The organism is Gordonia lacunae (assembly GCF_002149015.1).
Classification (GTDB): Bacteria; Actinomycetota; Actinomycetes; order Mycobacteriales; family Mycobacteriaceae; genus Gordonia; species Gordonia lacunae.
In genome coordinates, this window is sequence record NZ_NGFO01000013.1 from 66,670 (window position 1) to 86,984 (window position 20,315).

Here is a 20,315-nt window from a genome sequence, read left to right on the forward strand (position 1 = left end):
CGGCGTGGCGCCATGTGGGTCTGACGTCCAATTCTAGAGGTTGCACTCACGTTGCGCATGCCCACGTCGACTTCGTCACCATCATGACCCGAAATTTCACTGCAACTGGTGAGCCGCCGCGACGACCCGCTGCTCGAGCGATCTCCACGAATCGGTCCCGATCACCGGCGTCACCCCGCTCCGCTCGATGAAATCGTCCAGCGTCTCGAGCGTCGTGTACCGCGGGACGAAGCCGAGCTCCGTCCGCATCCGCGTCGTGTCGAGCACTCGCCCGTACGTGAGGAACTCCGTCTGTGACGACCTCAGCTTCGCCGACCGCAAGTCCTGGAACACTCCCGCGATCGGGGCCAGGAGACTGCTCGGAACTGGCAGTTCGACGTGTCCGACCCGACGGATCGCCTGTGTGAGTGTCACCACGCCCTCACCGGAGACGTTGAACGTGCCGACCTTGCCGGCGAGGGTCACGTGCTCCATCGCCGCCAGCGCGTCCTCCTCGTGCAGGAACTGCAGCCGCGGCTGGAAGCCGATCACCGTCGGCACGACCGGTAGCGAGAGGTACGAACTCATCCGGGTGGTGATGCGCGGGCCCAACATCGCCTGGGGACGGACGATGGTGATGTCGATGTCCTGTCGGCGACGGCCGAGTCCACGCACATAACCCTCGACGTCGAGTAGATCTCGACCGTATCCACGCTTCGGCTCGCGGGGCGCCCGGGTCTCCTCGGAGAAATGTGACGGGTCGCGACTGCTCGCGCCGTAGACCATGGCGGTGGAGCGCAGCACGAGGCGCTTGACCGACGGTGTGCGCTGGCATGCCGCGCACACCTGCATCGCGCCGACGAGATTGAACTCCTTGATCGCCGCCGAGTGCGGGGCGGTGTCGGCGATCGAGGTCGCCGCGTGGACGACCGTGTCCACGTTGTAGGCGGCGAGCGCCTTCGCGATGGTCGGGCGCCGGATGTCGACCCGCAGGAACTCTGCCCGCCCCATTCGCCGCAGGAGGTCCTTGCGCGGCACCCGTGAGTCGACGGCGAGCACCGTCTCGATGTCGGGGTTGGCCGCGAGACGCGCCACGAGATAGCCACCGAGGAATGTCGACGCCCCGGTGACCAGGACCACCCGAGGCGGGGCGGAGGTGGGTTCGGCCATACGTCGAGGCTATCGGCAGTCGGCGGATTCGGCCCGATGAGGCCGCCGCGGAACGACAAAAGGACCCGCCGGAGCGGGTCCCGATGCCGAAGAAAGGCCTATTTACCGAGTTTGCGACGCTGCACCCGGGTCCTACGCAGCAGCTTGCGGTGCTTCTTCTTCGACATGCGCTTGCGGCGCTTCTTGATCACTGAACCCATCGGGGCGCTTCCTCACGATTGACACTGATGTACTTGTTCGGCCCTGGTCTGCACTTCAGCCGGGAACGGCGCCGGGAGCGAAGCGACGAGCGGCGGTGTGTCCGTAGGGCTCACCGGCGCATCCAGGTACGCGACCACCGAGCCTACCGGGCGGCACGCCGGATCGGGAAATCGCGGTGGCCTACACAGCCCGTACCGGGCCTGTCGTGGCGACTCACCCTTCCGCCGCCGGCACCGTCGAAGCAGAAGACCTCCGTGGCCGGCATGGGGCCGGCCACGGAGGTCTGTCGAGAAAACTGCTGTTCAGGCGTCCGACGTGCGTCGGATCAGCCGGCGTCGAAGTACGACGTCTCCAGATAGTCGTGGACCGCTTTCGCGTGCACACGGAACGAGCGTCCGACCCGAACCGCGGGCAGTTCGCCGTTGTGGACGAGACGGTAGACGGTCATCTTCGAAACGCGCATCAACGATGCAACCTCGGCGACAGTGAGGAACTGCGACGCCGAAGCCGCATTGCTCACTGCGCCTGTCCTGTCACCAGGAGTGTCTGCAGGTGCCATGAATCACTCATACCTCCGGTGCACGCGTCGCGGCCGCAGGCTTCCCCTCCTGCGGACATCAGACACGCACGTGCTTAAAGAAGCTTAGCGTGGCAGATGTGAAAAAAGCGACGTGAGAGACCGGTATTTCTGAGATTCCTGTGACTCGACCCCAACATGCTGGGGTTTGTCGGCCGTTCGACCACAATTCATGGGGTGTCGGTGACGGCGTGTCCCTGCGCCAAACCCTCGACTTCCACTCGACGTCCGCTGCGGGCACTGGCGGCCGCGCACGCACGGGTCGCCTGGTACACGGCGTGCCGCAGGCCGTTGGCCTCGAATTCCCGGATGGCCTCGGCGGTGGTCCCGCCGGGCGAGGTGACGGCCGCGCGCAGATCGACGGCGGACAGCCCGGAGTCGCTCAGCAGGATGCCCGCACCGCGGATGGTCTGGACCGCCATCTCCGAGGCCTGGGCGCGGGTCAATCCGAGTCCCACGCCGGCGTCGATCATCGCCTCGGCGAGCAGGAAGACGTAGGCCGGCCCCGAACCGGACACCGCGGTGACCGCGTCCATCTGCTTCTCCGGTACGACCGTCACGCGGCCGACCGTCTGCAGGATCTTGACCACGGCCTGCAGCTGCTCGTCACCGACGTAGCGACCGGCCGACACCGCCGACATCGCCTCGTTCACGAGCATCGGGGTGTTGGGCATGACCCGGATGACCGGCGACCCGGCCTGCAGCGCGCTCTCGTATCGCGACAGCGGCAGACCGGCCACGAGCGTCACGGTCACCCGCTCGGAGTCCGCGTTGTCCTCCGCCGAGGCCAGGATCCGCAGGATCGAGTCGACGTCGTCGGGCTTGATCGCCAGGAAGACGTACTGCGCCGACTCCGCGGCGCTCTTGACGTCGGTGACCAGCACGCCGTACTCATCGGCGATCTCGGTGGCCCGGCTCTCCAGTCGCTCGGCGACGACGAGGTCCTTGGTCGGGGTGCCTGCACCGATCAAACCGGCGAGCAGTGCCTCGCCGATCTTGCCTCCGCCGATGATGGCGATGCGTTCGGACACGGATGTCTACCTTCCTGAGGGGATGAGGGCGAGCTGACGGGACTGTGCGACGACGGTCCCGGTCGAGTCCACCACGAGGTGGTCCTCCTCGAACATCCCGGGGCCGACCTCCGAACTCGTCGCGGCGAATCGCAGCCAGCCGGGCGCGGGGTGCCGGCGGACGTAGGTGGTCAGCTGGACGGTCGGTGCCCACCCGAACAGCGCCAGGTTCATCACGACGGGCGGTGAGATGTCGCCCACCAGGACGGTGAAGTACTCGTCGGGCTCGACGCCCTTCGGCCGGATCCACCCCCGGACGAGCGGCTCGCCGGTCTCGCCGCGGACGACGGGGAAGGTCTCGGAGTCGAGGACCAGATCGATGGCGGACCCCAGGTGATTGACCTCGGCGATGGGCGAACCGTCGAGCGGGATTCCCGTCGGCGACGGCTCCACGGGCAGTGAGTCGAGGACCGTGGGAGCGGAATGGTGCGGGCGGCCGCTGTCGGGCCGGGCCATCGTCACCGACGACGACACAACGGTACGACCGAGTTGCACCGCGTCGACCGAGAGGACCGTGACGGTGCGGCCGCGCTTGCGCACGGTGATCACCAGATCGATGTCCGCGGCGTCGGGGGCGGTGAGGTAGTCGCTGGAGATCGCCACCGGGATCATCGCGGCCGCCGCCTCGGCGAGGCGATCACCGTCCGGGGTCAGCGCCGTCAGCGCGGTTCGGGCCGCCTTCGCGACCACCATCTGCAGCGTGCCGCCGTGCACCTTGGGACCGATCGTGAACGTCTCGTCGATGTGCGCCCGCAGGGTGATCGAGTCCGGACCGCTGCGGTCCACCTCGGTCAGCTCCTGCACCTCGGTGATCTTGCTGGTCATCGTCCCGCCTTCGTCGAGGAGACTCGTCCCCCGAGACGTCAGCTGCTGAACTGGCCGAGCGGCTCGGGGTGCAGCTCCCGTTTGAGATGCCGCCGCGCAAAATCTAGCGAACGGGCCAGCAGCGCGCTGCGTTCGGGTTTGGTGCGCGCACTACCCGTGGTGACCTCGAGCACAACCGCCCCGGCGAAGTCGCTCGCCGCGAGGCGCCGGCACACCTCCGCACAGGGCTGGCCGCCGTCGCCGGGGATGAGGTGCTCGTCCGTGGCCGCCCCGTGGCCGTCGGCCAGGTGCAGGTGGTTGAGCCGTGATCCCATGCGGTCGAGAAGGGCGAGGGCGTCGACGCCTGCGGTCGCGGTGTGCGAGAGGTCGAGGGTGTAGTGGGCGTAGCCGTCGTCGGTCGGGTCGATGGACTTGCCGAACGCCGACGCGGCCAGACCGGGACCGCCGCCCCGCTTGGCCAGGCGGCGGACCGAGGGCTCACCCGCGCCGAACAACCGGTCGGCGCGCATCGGGAACATGTTCTCCACCGCGACGGCGATGCCGCTGTCCGCCTCGAGCTCGTCGACGAGATCGTCGAAGGCCGCGACGTAGCCACGCTGCCACCGGAACGGCGGATGCACGACGACGGTCGACGCGCCCAGATCCTCGGCCGCCTCCACCGCGCGCGCCAGCTTCACGACCGGGTCACGTCCCCAGACCCGCTGGGTGATGAGCAGACACGGCGCGTGGATGGACAGCACCGGCACCTGATAGTGCTCCGAGAGGTACTCGACGCGGCGGATGTCCTGGCTGAGGGAGTCACCCCACACCATGAGTTCCACGCCGTCGAAGCCCAGTTCGGCGGCGTAGGCGAAGGCCGCCTCGGTGTTCTGGGGATACACCGACGCCGTCGAGAGCCCGATCGGGATCTCGGCCGCCGGACGCGGGTGATCCGGCGCCGTCGGCCCGCTCGGTTCGGGCCGGCTCACGCGGCCAACAACACCAGGGGCCCGATGGTGACCAGGAGACCCACACCGAGCGCGAGCAGCGTCGTCGGCAGGTCCTTGGTGCGCCGGACCACGTGGGAGAGGGTCACGATGCCGAAGATGACCAGGACCGCGAGCACCAGCGCGAAGTACGGATTCCACCGCCACAGCTCGGTGAAGCCCCAGAACAGGCCGACACCGACGGCCAGACCGACCACCGCCTGCCCGAACAGCACCAGCCACGCCTTCACCGGCGACTGCTCGGCCTCCTCGGCTGTCACCTCCGGGGCGTCGTCGGCCTCCGCGTGCTCGGCCGGAGCCACCCCGGCGGCGTGCGGATCGCCGTGCCGGGCCGGATCGTCCGCAGGAGTCGGGTGTCCGGATTCGGCCCCGGGCGTCTCGTCGATGTCCGTGGTGTCGTGCAGGGCGACGAACTCGTCCGGCTCCCCCGCCTCCGCGGAACCCCGGGGTTGTTCCTCGTCCTTCACGAGGTCGACGCGGCCCGTGTCGTCGTGGTCGGACCCCACCGGCGCGATGGCCTCGGTCGGATGGTCGTCGGTGCGCCGGTCCGTCGTGCGGTCGTCGGCGGAGCGGTCGGCGATCGGGTCGCTCTCGGCGCGGTCATCGTGGGTGTGGTCGTCGTCGGTGTGGTCGTCGTCGGTGCGGTCGTCGTGGGCCGGGTGAACGTCGGGCCGCGCCGCGGCGATCGCCGCCGTCGTCCCGCCCGCTGTCGCAGCGGCCGCCGCGGTCGCCGCCCAGTCGGACGTCGGCTCGCCACCGGCGGGCTCGTACTGGTCGTGATCGTGGGCATGCTGGTCGGGGTCGTCGAACCGGTGCTCGTCGACGGTCCGCTCGTCTTCGGTCCGCTCGCGCTTCTTGCCGCCGAAGAGTTTGCGCGCCAGTCCGCCGACGCCGGACGTCTTGGGCTTCTTCGCCGCGGTGCTCGTCCGGGACGCGGCGCCGGACCGATCGCGGCTGCCCGGCCCGTCGCCCGCGCCCTCCACGTCGGCGAAGTTGCGGTACGCATCGAAGTCCATGACCTCGGAGAACCCGCCGTCGCCCCGCTCGCGGGGACCGCCTGGACCCGCGTCGACCTCGTTGAGGTCGTAGGTGACCACGTCGTCGGAGTCGACGACGGACAGATCCTGACCGTTCTCGCCGACCACCGGGATGATGCCGGTGACCGCGTTCGCCGATTCCCGGTCGACGGGCGCGGTGTCACGCGGCGGGGTCTGGCCGAGACGTCGTGCCACCGCCTCCGAACTGAAGTCGCGGGTCGCCATCGGCGGGACGGCCCCCTGGCCATAGCCGGGCATCCCGCTGGCGGTGCGGCCGCCCGGCCGACCCTGCTGCCGGTCGGCACGCGGACGGTCGACGACGGGCTGGTCGTCCGCCGGGCGACGCGGGATCGGGCTCCCGGAGCGCGGGAACGGCCCACCGGTCGTGTCCGGGCGGGCCTGCGGGGTCGTGTCCCGCTCCGGCGTGGCGGGCCGTTCCGGATGTCCGGCACGCGCGGGAGGTGCAGCCGGTTCGGGCCGGGCCGGGGTGTCCGGCCGGGTGGCGGGTGTCGGCTGGGCGGCTGGTGCCGCCGGAGCCGGGGGCTCGGGTGGCGCGGAGTCGGCGTCGGCGTCGGTGACCCGTGGGATCTCGCCGGTCAGCGCGGACACCGAGAACGAGCCGTCACGTCCGGCGCGCCGGCGTCCGCGTCCCTCACGCGATCGTGCCGGTGAGTCCCCCTCCGGCCCCTGTGAGCGGGCAAGTAGTTCCGACACCGAGATGGGTCGAGATTCGGGCTCCGAATCCTTCGGCATGAAGTGGCTCTCCGTCCTCGTTCTCGAACGTCCTGGGTCCGGGGCTCCGGGTCAGCCGACGCCCTCGTGCACGCCGCGCGCGGGTGTCGGCTCCAGCGAGTCGGCCTGCTCGGCGTCGAGCCGACGCAGGATCACACCCTCACGGAGAGCCCACGGACAGATTTCCAGTGTATCGACTTGCAACGCGCGCATCGCCGCCTCGGCGACCAGCGCTCCCGCGACGAGCTGCCCCGCGCGGTCGGAACTGACGCCTTCGAGTTCGGCGCGATCGGCCTTGGTCATGCGGGAGATGAAGGAGATGAGCTGGCGCAGCCCGCTCGTCGTCAGTTCGCGGCGCACCCGCGGTCCGGCGCTCGACGGCGCCGCCCCGGTCAGCCGGGCGAGACTCCGGAAGGTCTTCGACGTGCCGACGCACAGGTCGGGCGCACCGGGGGCGAGCAGCTGGGCCGCCGGAGCGCGCAGTTCGGCATCGAGCCAGTCGCGCAGCACACCGACCCGGCGACGGTCCGGCGGATCGTCGGGCAGCCACTCGCGGGTGAGTCGACCGGCACCCAGCGGCAGCGACAACGCCACGTCGGGTTCCTCGTCGACGCCGTTGGACATCTCCAGCGAGCCACCACCGATGTCGAGCGCGAGGATGCGCCCGGCGCTCCAGCCACGCCACCGGCGCACGGCCAAAGAGGTGAGGCGGGCCTCGTCGCGACCCGACAGCACCAGCACGCGCACCCCGGTCCGCTGCTCGATCTCGTCGAGCAGACCGTCGGAGTTCGTCGCGTCCCGCACCGCCGACGTCGCGAACGCCATCATCTGCTCGCAGCCGGACGTCCGGGCGATATGGGTGAATTCGTCGATCGACTCGATGAGCTTCGCGACGGCGCGGTCACTCATCCGGCCGTCGGCGTCTATCTGCTCGGCCAGGCGCAGAACCGCCTTGGTCGAACTCATCGGGGTGGGATGGCCGCCGCGGTGGGCGTCGACCACCAGGAGGTGGACCGTGTTGCTGCCCACGTCGAGGACTCCTAAGCGCACGGGTCAACGGTAGTGCAGCGGCCTCCCCCGCCCGATTCCGGCTACCGTATGAGAGGTGACCGCCATCTCGCCGTCCGCGCCCCGCATCGATCCCGCGCCGGAGGTCGAACTCGACTTTCCGCGCGAATGGTACGAATTCGCCGATCCCGCCGATCCGGAGCACGTCATCAAGGCCGACCTCACCTGGCTGCTCTCGCACTGGACGTGCGTGTTCGGCACCCCGGCGTGCCAGGGCATCCTCCCCGGCCGGGAGACCGACGGGTGCTGCAGTCACGGTGCCTACCTGTCCGACGACGACGATCGCGAGACCCTCGCGCGCGGGGTGGCGATGCTGACGCCCGCGGACTGGCAGTTCCACAAGAAGGGCTCGGGCAAGGATCCGGTCGGCCCCAAGGGCTACCTCGAGGAGAGCGACCTCGATGACGAACCCGCCCTGAAGACCCGACTTCACAAGGGCGCGTGCATCTTTCTCAACCGCCCCGGGTTCGCCGGCGGCGTCGGCTGCGCACTGCACTCGATGGCGCTGCGGAAGGGGCTCGAGCCCCTGACGGTCAAACCGGATGTGTGCTGGCAGCTCCCGGTGCGTCGCGAGCAGGACTGGGTGGAACGTCCGGACGGCACCCAGGTGCTCCAGACGACGATCACGGAGTTCGACCGGCGCGGGTGGGGCGAGGGCGGCCACGACCTGAAGTGGTACTGCTCGGGCTCCCCCGACGCCCACGTCGGCGCCAAGCAGGTCTGGGAATCGTATGCGCCCGAGCTCACCGCGCTGCTCGGCGAAGCCGCCTACGCCGCACTCGCGGCCGCCTGCCGGCGCCGAAACGGCTTGGGCCTCATAGCCATCCATCCGGCGACGCAGGCCGCGACGCGACGCCGCGAGACCGACGTCAAATACGAGCTACAGCCCCCGGAGTAGTCCGCCGGGGGCCGCGGCCCGGCGGCTCATGCCTCGAGCTTGTAGCCGAGACCGCGAACGGTGATGAGGTGCTTGGGATTCGCCGGATCCGGCTCGATCTTGGAGCGCAGCCGCTTGACGTGCACGTCGAGCGTCTTGGTGTCGCCGACGTAGTCAACGCCCCACACCCGGTCGATGAGCTGACCCCGGGTCAGCACCCGCCCGGCATTGCGCAGCAGGTACTCGAGGAGATCGAATTCTTTGAGCGGCAACGTGATCGGCGTTCCGTTGACCGACACGGTATGCCGTTCGACGTCCATCCGGACCGGTCCGGCCTCCAGGATCCCGATCTCGAGACCGTCGTCGGGCACATCTCCACCGCGACGCAGCACAGCGCGGATCCGGGCGATCAGCTCGCGGGCCGAATACGGCTTGGTCACATAGTCATCCGCGCCGAGCTCGAGGCCGACGACCTTGTCGATCTCGCTGTCGCGCGCGGTCACCATGATCACCGGGACATTCGACCGGGTGCGCAGGGCCTTGCAGATCTCGGTTCCGGACATCCCGGGCAGCATGAGGTCGAGGAGCACGATGTCGGGACTCACCCGATCGAAGGTCGACAGGGCTTGTGCGCCATCGGTGATGACGCTGGCCTCGAAGCCTTCCTTGCGCAACAGGAATGCCAGCGGGTCCGCCAGCGATTCCTCGTCCTCGACGATCAGAACGTGGGTCAACTCGTGTGTCCTTCGGTGGGTCGGGCAGATGGGTCGTCGCCCTGCGCGGAGGGAAGTGCGCGGGGCGGTGAATCGGGGTCCGACAGAGCCTGCTCGGCCGCCACCGGCCAGCCGGTGTCCGAGAGATCCTCCGGGATGCAGAGCGTGAACGTGGATCCCGTTCCGGGCTTGCTCCACAGGTTGATGGTGCCGCCGTGGTTGGCGGCCACGTGCTTGACGATGGCAAGGCCGAGGCCGGTGCCGCCGGTCATCCGCGAGCGGGCCTTGTCGACCCGGAAGAACCGTTCGAAGACGCGCTGCTGATCGTCCGGCTCGATCCCGATCCCGCGGTCGGTGACCGCGATGGCCACCATCGGCCGCCCCTCGATCTTGATGACCCGGCGACTGATGGAGACCACGGTGTCCGACGGTGAGTACGAGACGGCGTTGGAGATGAGGTTGTTCAGCGCGGTGAGCAGCAGCGGCCGGTCGCCGCGGATGGTCACCCCGATCGGGTCGTCCGCGCGCAGCTCGATCGCGGCCGCCTCGGCGGCGAGGGTCGCCGACGCCAGCGCGTCGTCGATGAGCGAATCGACGTCGATGCAGGTGAACTCCGGTGTGACGCCGTCCTGCAGCCGGGACAGCGCCAGCAGTTCGCTCACCATGTTGCCCATGCGCTTGGTCTCGCCGACCACACGGCGGCTGAAGTGCTGCACCGAGTCGGTGTCGTCGGCCGACTCCAGCAGCGCCTCGGCGAGCAGGCCGATCGCCCCGACGGGTGTCTTGAGCTCGTGGGAGACGTTGGCGACGAAGTCGCGCCGGGTGGCCTCCACCCGCTTGTGTTCGGTGTCGTCGAGCCCGTAGGCGACGACGTAGCGTTCGTCCCCCTGCGCGACGATCTTGGCGTGGCAGCGCACGTGTTCGACGCTGGGCCGTGGGGTCCGGCCGGTCGAGACGAAGCCGAGGCTCGACATCGGCGGGCTGAACTCGAACCGGCGGGCGACGCCGGTGTCGAGGACTTCTTTCACGGCGTCCCACACGGGGTCGGCCAGCAGCATCTCGCGCACGAGCCCGAGTTCGACGGCCCGCTGGTTGTACAGCACCACGTCGCGGAACTCGTCGACGACGGCGATGGCGGTCTCGGTGTTGCGCACGACCATGCTGAGCAGCCCGGCCTTGGTCATCCGGCCGTCATCGGTGGTCGCCTGGACATCGGAGTCGCGGACCTCCGCCCAGGAGGGCACGGAGCGGGGACCGAGGGTCACGTGGCGGACGGTCGCGGCGGCGTCGGCGGACGCGGAACCACGCGAGAGGCGATCGATGAACGCGAGTCCGCGGGACCGGCCACGGTCCCGGGTGCGTCGACCGATCACGACACCGAGGCAGAGCGCGAGTACGAACGCGATCGTCGCGGCGGAGATTGCGGCGGTCACAGGGGCAGCTTACGGCTCGACCAACTCCGAACGCACATCTGACGAAGGTGTTCGGCAGCTGTTCACGCGGAGTTGGCCGGAGACCCTGCGAGTGCTGGGACCAGCCCGACCGTGACGGTCATTGGGGAACCGGCACCGCCATGTCGGCGAACTCGGGGTGGCGTTCGATGAAACGCTGCACATAGGAGCAGACCGGCACGACCTGCTTGCCGTTGCCGCGGATGTCCTCGAGGACGGCCCGGACGAGTTGTCCCGCATAGCCGTGACCGCTGAACTGCTCCCGGATCACGGTGTGCGTGACGACCACCTGGTACGGCTCGGAGACATAGTCGAGGTAGCCGACGACCTCGTCCTCGCCCGAGGAATCGGCGACGAGGATCGCCTCGTACCGTTCCTGCGCAGGTGAATGCTCGATTCGCAGGTTTCCCACATCCGCCATGCCGTCTAATGTAGCGCGCGCCACACCGTCGACGCCATGGCGAAATGTGTCACGTCTGGTTGTCCGGGACGGACTCCGGCGCCTACTTCTGCCCCTGGGCGGCCACCGCTGCGGCACCGGCGGCGGCCGCCTCAGGGTCCAGGTACGTACCACCCGGGTTCAGCGGCTTCAGGTCGTCGTCGAGGTCGTAGCGCAGCGGGTTGCCGGTCGGGATGTTGAGCCCCGCGATGTCCTCGTCGGAGATGCCGTCGAGATGCTTGACGAGCGCGCGCAACGAGTTCCCGTGAGCCGCCAGCAGGACCGTCTTGCCGGCGCGGACATCGGCGACGATGGTCTCGAGGTAGTACGGGATGAACCGCTCGACGACGTCCTTGAGGCACTCGGTCAGCGGGACCTCGTCGAGGTCGGCGTACCGGGCATCGCCCACCTGGCTGTACTCGGCGTCGGGTTCGATCGCCGGCGGCGGGGTGTCGTAGCTGCGACGCCACAGCATGAACTGTTCGTCGCCGTACTTCTCCTTGGTCTCGGCCTTGTTGAGGCCCTGCAGGGCGCCGTAGTGACGCTCGTTGAGGCGCCAGTCGCGGATCACCGGGATCCACAGCCGATCGGCCCGGTCCAGGGCGATGTGCGCGGTCGTGATCGCGCGACGCAGCAGCGAGGTGTAGACGACGTCGGGCAGCAGGTCGTGCTCGACGAGGAGCTCGCCCCCGCGCTCGGCCTCGGCCTTGCCCTTGTCGGTGAGCGCCACATCGACCCAGCCGGTGAACTGGTTGGACGCATTCCATTCGCTCTCGCCGTGACGCATCAGGATCAAGGTGCCGTTGCTCATGGCCGATAGTTTTCCACAGACGGCGCGCACCCTCCGCGCACCGGCGGTCCGATCCCGGGAAGACCCCCGGTGCGCGCCGCGGATCGGCCGAATGGTAATGAACCCGTCGATTCGCCGCGCGAACGGACCGGGGCAGGTCTAGCGTGAGCGCATGACAGCCAGTACAGACGCCGGCGCGACCGGCCAGAATGCGGAGAAGCAGCCCGAGCTCAAACGCGTGTTGGGCTGGAAGCTGTTGTTGCTGTTCATCATCGGCGACATCCTGGGTACCGGCGTCTACGCGCTCACCGGCCAGGTCGCCGGCGAGGTCGGCGGCGCGGCCTGGTTGCCGTTCCTGATCGCCTTCGCGGTGGCGACGCTGACGGCGTTCTCCTATCTGGAGCTGGTGACGAAGTATCCCCAGGCCGCCGGCGCTGCGCTGTACGTGCACAAGGCATTCGGCGTCCACTTCATCACGTTCATCGTGCTGTTCACCGTCATGTGTTCGGGTATCACCTCGGCGACCACCGCGTCCCGCGCGTTCGCGGTGAACATGCTGACCGCCTTCAGCGGCGACAAGCCCGACGCCACGAGCCCGGCCCTGTTCGCCATCGCCATCGGATTCCTGCTGCTCGTCATGTTCATCAACTTCCGCGGCGTCGCCGAAGGTGTGGGCACCAACGTGGTCCTGACCCTCGTCGAGCTGACCGGCCTGCTCCTGGTGCTGTTCATCGGCTACTGGTTCATCGTGGGCGGCAACGCCGATCACTGGGATGCGGTGGTGGCCTTCGAGAGTCCGGACGACAAGAACGTCTTCATCGCGGTCACCGCGGCGACATCGCTGGCGTTCTTCGCCCTGGTCGGTTTCGAGGACTCGGTGAACATGGCCGAGGAGTGCAAGGAACCCGTCCGGATCTTCCCGAAGGTCATGCTGAGCGGTCTCGGCATCACCGCGGTCGTCTATGTGCTCATCGCGATCTGTGCGGTGGCGATCGTCCCGGTCGGCGTCCTCGCCGAGAGCGAGACCCCGCTCGTCGACGTCGTGCAGACCGCGGCACCGGACTTCCCGATGTCGGACCTGCTGCCGTGGATCTCGATGTTCGCGGTCGCCAACACCGCACTCATCAACATGATGATGGCCAGCCGGTTGCTGTACGGCATGGCCAAGCAGGGGGTGCTCCCGAAGTTCCTCGCCTACGTGCACCCGGGGCGCCGGACACCGTTCGCCGCCGTCGTCTTCACCACCGTCATCGCCCTGTGCCTGCTGACCTACGTCAGCGCCGACCCCGCGGGCTCGATCGTCGGGCTCCTCGGCGGCACCACCGCACTGCTGCTGCTCGCGGTGTTCACCGTTGTCAACGTCTCGGTCCTGGTGCTGCGCAAGGACAAGGTGGGGCACAAGCACTTCCGCACCTACACCCCGATCGCGGTCCTGGGCGCGCTCACGTGCGGATACCTGACGCTGCCGGTCACCGGGCGCGATCCCGAGCAGTACGTGATCGCCGGCTGGCTGTTGCTCCTCGGCGTCGTCCTGTGGGCCCTGACCTACTGGTGGCGCAGGCGCTCGGGCACGACCGACGCGCACTACGACGACATCCCGCCGCACGAGATCCCCTGAGCACAGAAAAAGTATGACGTTGTGCCCGGATTCCGGGCACAACGTCATACGGGTCTCAGCGTCGTACAGGCCTCAGGGGCCGAACTACTTCCGGAGATCCTTGCGCAGGATCTTGCCCGAGGCGGACTTCGGGATCGTCTCGATGAACTCCACCGCGCGGACCTTCTTGTGCGGGGCGACCTTCGAGGCCACGAACTCGATGACCTCCTCGGCGGAGATCTCGGCATCGGGCTGGCGGACCACGAACGCCTTCGGGATCTCCTCACCGGACTCGGGCTCGATCACGCCGATCACCGCGGCGTCGGCGATCCTGTCGTTGGTCAGCAACAGCGCCTCGAGCTCGGCGGGCGGCACCTGGTAGCCCTTGTACTTGATGAGTTCCTTGAGCCGGTCGACGATGTAGACGCAGCCGGTCGGATCGACCTGCGCCATGTCACCGGTGTGCAGGTAACCGTCGGCATCGATGGTGTCGGCGGTCGCCTGCTCGTTGTTGAGGTAACCCAGCATCACGTTGGGGCCCTTGACCCACAGCTCGCCGGGTTCGGACAGACCCTCGCTCGGCAGCTCGATCTCCGCGCCGGAGGCGGGATCGACGATCTTGTTCTCCGAGTTGGGCACCGCCCAGCCCGTGGAGGACAGCGGCGGATCCTGCTGCCCCAGCAGACCCGGGGTGTCGGCCGGGATGATGTGACTGACCGGCGACAACTCGCTCATGCCGTAGCCCTGCAGCATGTGCAGGTCCAGTCGCTTGGCCACCGCCTGACCCAGCTCGTCGTCGAGCGGCGCGGCGCCCGACATCATCGTGTGCAGCGAGGACAGGTCGTAGTTGTCGATGATCGGGTGCTTGGCCAGCGCCACCGCCACCGGCGGGGCGATGTAGGCCATCGTCACCTTGTGGTTCTGGATGTTCTCCAGGAACTCGACCAGATCGAACCGCGGCATCACCACCAGCGACGCCCGGTTGTACAGCGCCGCGTTCAGCAGCACCGTCATCCCGTAGATGTGGAAGAACGGCAGCACCGCGATCACCACGTCGTCGGCGCCCATGCCCTGCAGGGGACGGATCTGGGCGACGTTGGCCACCAGGTTGCGGTGCGAGAGCGCCACACCCTTCGGGTTGCCCGTCGTCCCCGACGAGTACGGCAGCACCGCGACATGGGTGGACGGATCGAAGGACACCTCCGGCGCGGACAGTCCCGCCCCGAGCAGATCCGCCGCGTTCGGGTGCCCCGAGGCGTCCTGCCCGTCGCCGTCGAGCACGATCAGGTCCGCATCCGCGAGCCCCACCTCGGCGGCGGCGGCCTTGGCCTGCTCGAGCATCGGTGAGACCGTCACCAGCATCTTGGCGCCCGAATCCCGCAACTGCTTGGCGATCTCGGGACCGGTGAACAGCGCGTTGATCGTCGTGGCGGTGCCACCGGCGCGCAGGATGCCGTGGAACACCGTGGCGAACGCCGGGATGTTGGGCGAGAGGATGCCCACCACGTCGCCCACACCGATCCCCCGCGACGCCAACGCACCCGCCGCCGCGTCGATCTGCGAGATCAACTGCGCATACGTCGTCGTCGCCCCCGACTTCGGGTCCACCAGCGCGATACGGGACAGGTCCTCCTCGGCCACCGCACCGAACAGGAACTCGAACACGCTCACGTCGGGGATCTCGACGTCAGGGAACGGACTCTTGAAGCTCATGACACCTCCATTGGGGAATTTCTCGCCCGCATCGTATCAACGGATGTTGACACGATGTGACGTGGACCTCTCGCGATGAGTCTACGATTCGTCCGATTTCGACCCGACGTCAGTCGCCTGGTGTGCACCCTCGACGACCGACTCGCCGGGCACATAACGCCCCTCGAGCGGAGCCCCGGCCTCCGGCAGGGACTCCTTGTCGATGAGGTGCTCGAACGCCAGCAGGTTGCGCAGGGACTCACCGCGCGACACCCGCCACGCCCACTCGCGCCGGATGGAGGTGAGGAATCCGAGCTCGAGCAGGGTGTTGAAATCGCCGTCGGCGGCCTCGAGGACCTGTCCCAGGATGCGATCGACCTCGCCGGGGCTCAGGGCATCGGCGGAGATGCGGCCCACCAGATAGATGTCGCCGGTGTTGTCGATGGTGTAGGCGACGCCGTACAGGCGGCGATTGCGCTTCAGCAGGTGCTTGTAGACGCCGGCGTGGTTCTCGTCGGGCCGACGGCACACGAAGGCCTCCACCCGGACCCCGTGCTCGCTCGCCGTGAGCAGCACGGTGGTCTTGAGTTTGCGTTCGCCGGGCAGTTCGACGACCACGTGGTCGACGTCGGCGCCGCCGCCGCTCTTGCGTGTGAAGGCGATCTCGTTCTCGCCCAGCGTCTTCTCGAGCAGGTCGACGACCTCGGTGCGACTCACGGCATCCTCTCTTCGATGACTTCAGACGGTGACCCGGTTGCGCCGGCGCCGCCAGCGGCGTCGGACGCGAGCGGCGGCCGCGGCCGTCGCCGACGAGTCGGGCGATTCCGGACTCCGGTGCGCGGCGAACGACCGCATGGCGCGGCCGTAGCTCTCCAGCAGCTGATCCACCGTGTGTTCCCAGGAGAACTGCTCGGCATGGGAACGGGCGTTGTGTCCGAGTTCGACGAGACGATCGGGTTGAGCGAGTAGCTTCTCGAGCGCATTCGTCCAGTCCCCGACCCCGTGCCCGTTGACCAGGACACCGGTCCGGCCGTCGTCGACGGCCACGCCGAGACCGCCCACGTTCGCGGCGATCACGGGTGTCCCGCACGCCTGCGCCTCGATCGCGACCAGCCCGAAGCTCTCCGAATGACTGGGCACCGCAACGACATCGGATGCCCGGTACACCTGCACCAGACGCTCCGCCGGCTGCGGGGGCAGGAAGGTCACCGAATCGGCGATCCCGAGTTCGGCGACCTGGTCCATCAGTGCGGTGGGCCGTTGCAGGCCCGAGCCCGACGGCCCGCCGACGATCAGCACCCGCAGCTTCCGGCCGGACGCCGCGGATTCGCGGATGAGCGGTGCGGCCGCGGCCACGAGGAGATCCGGGGCCTTGAGCGGTTGGATGCGGCCGACGAACGTCACGATCATCTCGTCGGGATCGAGGTCGAGAGCGGCGCGGGCCGCCGAGGCGGATCCCGGTGTGTAGCAGTCCAGATCGGCCCCCGGCGTCACCACGTCGATACGCTCTGCGGCGGCGCCGTACATCGAGAGCAGTTCGGCTGCTTCGGTTTGCGTGTTCGCGACCATTCGGTCGGCCTCCCCGACGACCTGCTGCTCCCCGATCACACGGAGCTGGGGCTCGGCCGTGTCGCCATCGGCCAGCGACGCGTTCTTGACCGCGGCGAGGGTGTGCGCGGTGTGTACCAGCGGGACACCCCACCGGTCGCGGGCGAGCCAGCCCACCTGTCCGGAGAGCCAGTAGTGCGAGTGGATCACGTCGTAGTAGCCGGGCGCCTGCGCGGCCTCGGCGCGCAGCACCCCGGCCGTGAAGGCACACAGCTGAGCGGGTAGGTCGCGCTTGTCGAGGCCCTCGAAGGGGCCGGCGACCACGTTGCGCACCGTGACCCCCGGCGCGGCGGCGACCGAGGGCGCGTCGGCCGACGACGTCGCGCGGGTGAAGATCTCGACCTCGACTCCGCGACGCGCCAGCCGGGTCGCCGTCTGCCAGACGTAGACGTTCATTCCTCCGGCGTCTCCGGTGCCCGGTTGCGCCAGCGGCGAGGTGTGCACGGAGATCAGCGCGACACGCCGCGGGAACGGGCTGGAGGTCATGGCCTCCACCATAGAGAAATGCCGCATCTCCGCGACGCGTCCCCCGGCGTGCGGACACCCTGCACGCCCGCCGTCCCGATCACCTAGACTGCTTTCGGTAACGATTGTCATTTGCGTAAAGGTTGTCGATGAGGAAATCCCTGCTGGCCGCGGCCGGCGTGCTGTCCGCCGCCGCCCTGGTGTTGTCCGCCTGCTCGAACGATTCCGGCGGGAGCGACGGCCCCCCGACCGTCGTCGCCTCCACGAACGTGTGGGGTTCGGTGGCGGCCGCCGTCGCCGGGGACAAGGCCCAGGTCACCGCGTTGTACAACAACGCCGACGGTGACCCCCACGAGTTCGAGCCGTCCGCCGCCGACACCGCGACCATCGCCGACGCCGACATCCTCGTCTTCAACGGCGGGCACTACGACTCCTACATGGAGGAGGCCGCGGCGAACTCCGACGCGACGGCGGTCGATGCGTTCGCCCTGCTCGGCGGCGCGGAGCACTCGTCGGAGGCCGGTGGCGAGCATGCCGAGCACGGCGACGATCACGCGTCCGGGGGTGATCACTCCGACGGGGCCCACGACCACTCGCACGACGACCAGAACGAGCACGTCTTCTACGACCTGCCGGTCGTCGCCCAGGTGGCCGACAAGGTCGCCGACGCGCTGGCCGAACGGGACCCGGGCAACGCGGAGACCTACCGCGCCAACGCCGAGACCTTCACCACGGGCATCGACGGCCTGCGGGCGAAGCTCACGACGATCCGGGAGCAGCACGCGGGCACCGAGGTCGCCCAGACCGAGCCGCTCGCGGGCTACCTGCTGACCGAGGCCGGACTCGTCGACATCGCCCCGGCCGGGTTCACCCAGGCGGTGGAGGAAGGCCAGTCGCCGGCGGCCGCCGACCGCGCGGCCCTCCAGGACATCCTGGTCGACCGCCGGGCGAAGGTGCTGATCTACAACACCCAGGCCGTGGACCCGGTGACGCAGGCGATGCGCGACGTCGCGGGCTCGGCGGGCGTCCCGGTCGTGAAGTTCACCGAGACCCTCCCCGACGGCGTCACCGACTACCTCGTCTGGCAGGGCGCCCAGATCGACGCGCTCACCGCTGCGCTGGGTTCCGGTTCCCGTTGACCGGGCCAGGCGGCGACGGGTCGAGCAGCGACGGGGTCGGTGACAACGGGGTCGGTGACAACGGGGTCGGTGACAACGGGGTGGGGGCGGACGCGCGTCCGGTCGTCACGTTCACCGGTGCGCGCCTCGCGTTCGGCGACCGGATCCTCTGGGACGACCTGGACCTGACCATCGAGCCCGGGGAGTTCATCGCGGTTCTCGGGCCGAACGGTTCGGGCAAGACCTCGTTCCTCCGGGTCCTGCTGCGCCAGTACGCGCTCGACCGCGGCAGTGTCACCACCACCGACGCGGTCGGCTACATCCCGCAGCAGCACGCCGAGGACGATGCCGACCCGATGGCCATCCGCGGACGGGACCTCGTCGGGTTCGGTGTCGACGGTGGCCGCTGGGGCGTGGGTTTGCGCGGACGGGCGCGCCGACGCGAGCTCGTCGACCGCGCTCTGCGCGCGGTGGATGCGCTGCCGTACGCCGACGCGCCGCTCGGCGTCCTCTCCGGCGGTGAACAGCAGCGGCTGCGGGTCGCGCAGGCGGTGGTGAGCGATCCCGGACTGCTGCTGTGCGACGAACCGCTCGCCAGCCTCGACCCCACGAACCAGCAGATCGTCGTCGAACTCATCGACCACCGGCGCCGGGAGGCCGGGACGGCCGTGGTCTTCGTGACCCACGAGATCAACCCGATCCTCCCCTACGTCGACCGCGTCCTCTACCTGGTCGACGGTCGGTTCCGCATCGGCGAGCCGCATGAGGTGATGACGACGGAGACGCTGAGCGAGCTCTACGGCAGCGACGTCGAGGTGCTCCGTGTCAACGGCCGTCTCGTCGTGATCGGCGGCGAGGACGCCCATCACTGTGCCGCGGAGACGGATTCGGGTGTCGCACGCTCGGGTGGTCTGGCATGAGCACCACCTACACCGCCGCCGATCGCTCGTTGAGCGATCTCTGGGACTTCTCCACCACCATCGACCTGCTGGGCTACGACTTCATGCAGCAGGCACTGCTCGCGATGGTGCTGCTCGGCCTCCTCGGTGGCCTGCTGGGTCCGCTGATCGTCGCGCGGCAGATGTCGTTCGCGGTGCACGGTGCCAGCGAATTGTCGGTGACCGGCGCCGCGGCGGCCCTGCTGATCGGGTTCAGCGTCAACCTGGGTGGCGTGATCGGCGCGGTCATCGCCGCGGCGGTGTTCGGCTTCCTCGGCAACAAGGCGCGGGAGCGCGACTCGGTGATCGGCGTCGTCATGGCGTTCGGCCTCGGCATCGGCGTGCTGTTCCTCGCCCTCTACGGGCGGATCGGGACCGGCTTCGCGTTGCTGACCGGTCAGGTCGTCAGCGTCGGCATCAACGGCCTCGTCGCGATAGCCATCACCACGGGCATCGTCGTCGTCGTGCTGGCGGTGATCTACCGGCCGCTGCTGTTCGCGTCCACCGACCCCCGCGTCGCGCAGGCGCAGGGCGTGCCCATCCGGACCCTGTCCGTGGTGTTCGCGATCATCATGGGTCTGGCGGCCGCGCAGGGCGTGCAGATCATCGGCGCGCTGCTGGTGATGTCGCTGATGATCACCCCCGGCGCCGCGGCCGCCCGCGTCACGTCGAATCCGACGCGCACGCTGGTGCTGTCGGTCGTGTTCGCCGAAGTCGCGGCGGTCGGCGGGCTGCTGCTGTCGCTCGCTCCCAAGCTGCCCGTGTCGGTCTTCGTCACGATCATCTCGTTCGCGATCTACGTCGTGTGCCGGATCATCGGCAACCGCCGCGTGCATCGCACGCGCTGAGTCACGGCGTGCATCGCACGCGCTGAGTCACGGCGTGCATCGCACGCGCTGAGTCACGGCGTGCATCGCACGCGCTGAGTCACGGCGTGCATCGCACGCGCTGAGTCACCGCGTGCGGCGGGTCACGGCGTGCG

20 protein-coding genes are annotated in these 20,315 nt (G+C 69.0%); 5 read left to right on the forward strand and 15 right to left on the reverse strand.

Features of this window, described 5'->3' with window-relative positions; all coding sequences use genetic code 11:
* Window positions 1-96: 96 nt before the first annotated feature.
* From CA982_RS12840 to CA982_RS12875, 8 genes are all read right to left on the reverse strand, one after another.
* Complete coding sequence (locus tag CA982_RS12840; RefSeq protein ID WP_086535706.1) at window positions 97-1,149, reverse strand: NAD-dependent epimerase/dehydratase family protein; 1,053 nt, start codon at window positions 1,147-1,149, stop codon at window positions 97-99.
* 98 nt (window positions 1,150-1,247) lie between these two features.
* The gene (locus CA982_RS12845) at window positions 1,248-1,349 is read right to left on the reverse strand and encodes a 30S ribosomal protein bS22 (RefSeq protein WP_003402602.1); all 102 of its coding nucleotides are present in this window, start codon (window positions 1,347-1,349) and stop codon (window positions 1,248-1,250) included.
* A gap of 326 nt (window positions 1,350-1,675) precedes the next feature.
* Window positions 1,676-1,909, reverse strand: coding sequence for a helix-turn-helix domain-containing protein (locus CA982_RS12850; protein ID WP_004019963.1), 234 nt, complete (start codon window positions 1,907-1,909; stop codon window positions 1,676-1,678).
* 188 nt (window positions 1,910-2,097) lie between these two features.
* Window positions 2,098-2,958 (reverse strand): pyrroline-5-carboxylate reductase, encoded by an 861-nt coding sequence (gene proC / locus CA982_RS12855; protein ID WP_086535707.1) that lies wholly within the window; start codon window positions 2,956-2,958, stop codon window positions 2,098-2,100.
* A gap of 6 nt (window positions 2,959-2,964) precedes the next feature.
* Window positions 2,965-3,822 (reverse strand): thioesterase family protein, encoded by an 858-nt coding sequence (locus tag CA982_RS12860; RefSeq protein WP_086535708.1) that lies wholly within the window; start codon window positions 3,820-3,822, stop codon window positions 2,965-2,967.
* Between the two features lie 38 nt (window positions 3,823-3,860).
* Window positions 3,861-4,790, reverse strand: coding sequence for a sugar phosphate isomerase/epimerase family protein (locus tag CA982_RS12865; protein WP_086535709.1), 930 nt, complete (start codon window positions 4,788-4,790; stop codon window positions 3,861-3,863).
* A complete protein-coding gene (locus CA982_RS12870; protein ID WP_086535710.1) occupies window positions 4,787-6,598 on the reverse strand; it encodes a hypothetical protein in 1,812 nt (603 codons plus the stop codon). Before CA982_RS12870 ends, CA982_RS12865 begins: the two co-directional genes overlap by 4 nt.
* Before the next feature lie 51 nt (window positions 6,599-6,649).
* Window positions 6,650-7,627 carry a Ppx/GppA family phosphatase gene (locus CA982_RS12875; protein WP_208617937.1) on the reverse strand — a complete coding sequence of 326 codons (978 nt, stop codon included), beginning with the start codon at window positions 7,625-7,627 and terminating at the stop codon, window positions 6,650-6,652.
* 55 nt (window positions 7,628-7,682) lie between these two features.
* Between CA982_RS12875 and CA982_RS12880 the strand changes: the two genes are divergently transcribed.
* Entirely contained in the window at window positions 7,683-8,543 is an 861-nt protein-coding gene (locus CA982_RS12880; protein WP_086535712.1) for a DUF3109 family protein, read from the forward strand.
* A 26-nt stretch (window positions 8,544-8,569) separates the two neighbouring features.
* On the opposite strand, the gene CA982_RS12885 is transcribed toward CA982_RS12880, so the two are convergent.
* The 4 genes from CA982_RS12885 to CA982_RS12900 all read right to left on the reverse strand — a co-directional run bounded on the left by CA982_RS12885 (window position 8,570) and on the right by CA982_RS12900 (window position 11,936).
* Entirely contained in the window at window positions 8,570-9,256 is a 687-nt protein-coding gene (locus tag CA982_RS12885; protein ID WP_010842049.1) for a response regulator transcription factor, read from the reverse strand.
* A complete protein-coding gene (locus CA982_RS12890; protein WP_086535713.1) occupies window positions 9,253-10,668 on the reverse strand; it encodes a sensor histidine kinase in 1,416 nt (471 codons plus the stop codon). Before CA982_RS12890 ends, CA982_RS12885 begins: the two co-directional genes overlap by 4 nt.
* A gap of 118 nt (window positions 10,669-10,786) precedes the next feature.
* Window positions 10,787-11,107: a GNAT family N-acetyltransferase gene (locus CA982_RS12895; RefSeq protein ID WP_086535714.1), complete on the reverse strand. Its 321-nt coding sequence runs from the start codon at window positions 11,105-11,107 to the stop codon at window positions 10,787-10,789.
* An 82-nt stretch (window positions 11,108-11,189) separates the two neighbouring features.
* Window positions 11,190-11,936, reverse strand: coding sequence for a phosphoglyceromutase (locus CA982_RS12900; RefSeq protein WP_086535715.1), 747 nt, complete (start codon window positions 11,934-11,936; stop codon window positions 11,190-11,192).
* 151 nt (window positions 11,937-12,087) lie between these two features.
* Between CA982_RS12900 and CA982_RS12905 the strand changes: the two genes are divergently transcribed.
* Window positions 12,088-13,533, forward strand: coding sequence for an APC family permease (locus CA982_RS12905; RefSeq protein ID WP_086535716.1), 1,446 nt, complete (start codon window positions 12,088-12,090; stop codon window positions 13,531-13,533).
* A gap of 84 nt (window positions 13,534-13,617) precedes the next feature.
* On the opposite strand, the gene CA982_RS12910 is transcribed toward CA982_RS12905, so the two are convergent.
* The 3 genes from CA982_RS12910 to mshA all read right to left on the reverse strand — a co-directional run bounded on the left by CA982_RS12910 (window position 13,618) and on the right by mshA (window position 17,298).
* Window positions 13,618-15,225: a 4-coumarate--CoA ligase family protein gene (locus tag CA982_RS12910; RefSeq protein WP_086535717.1), complete on the reverse strand. Its 1,608-nt coding sequence runs from the start codon at window positions 15,223-15,225 to the stop codon at window positions 13,618-13,620.
* A gap of 81 nt (window positions 15,226-15,306) precedes the next feature.
* Window positions 15,307-15,921: a type III secretion system chaperone family protein gene (locus CA982_RS12915; RefSeq protein WP_086535718.1), complete on the reverse strand. Its 615-nt coding sequence runs from the start codon at window positions 15,919-15,921 to the stop codon at window positions 15,307-15,309.
* A gap of 21 nt (window positions 15,922-15,942) precedes the next feature.
* Entirely contained in the window at window positions 15,943-17,298 is a 1,356-nt protein-coding gene (gene mshA, locus CA982_RS12920) for a D-inositol-3-phosphate glycosyltransferase (protein WP_086535772.1), read from the reverse strand.
* A gap of 128 nt (window positions 17,299-17,426) precedes the next feature.
* Between mshA and CA982_RS12925 the strand changes: the two genes are divergently transcribed.
* The 3 genes from CA982_RS12925 to CA982_RS12935 all read left to right on the forward strand — a co-directional run bounded on the left by CA982_RS12925 (window position 17,427) and on the right by CA982_RS12935 (window position 20,181).
* Window positions 17,427-18,416, forward strand: a complete 990-nt coding sequence (locus CA982_RS12925) for a metal ABC transporter solute-binding protein, Zn/Mn family (RefSeq protein ID WP_086535719.1) — start codon at window positions 17,427-17,429, stop codon at window positions 18,414-18,416.
* Between the two features lie 80 nt (window positions 18,417-18,496).
* Window positions 18,497-19,315 carry a metal ABC transporter ATP-binding protein gene (locus tag CA982_RS12930; protein WP_086535773.1) on the forward strand — a complete coding sequence of 273 codons (819 nt, stop codon included), beginning with the start codon at window positions 18,497-18,499 and terminating at the stop codon, window positions 19,313-19,315.
* Complete coding sequence (locus tag CA982_RS12935; protein WP_086535720.1) at window positions 19,312-20,181, forward strand: metal ABC transporter permease; 870 nt, start codon at window positions 19,312-19,314, stop codon at window positions 20,179-20,181. The genes CA982_RS12930 and CA982_RS12935 overlap by 4 nt, the downstream gene beginning before the upstream one ends.
* Window positions 20,182-20,315: the final 134 nt, after the last annotated feature.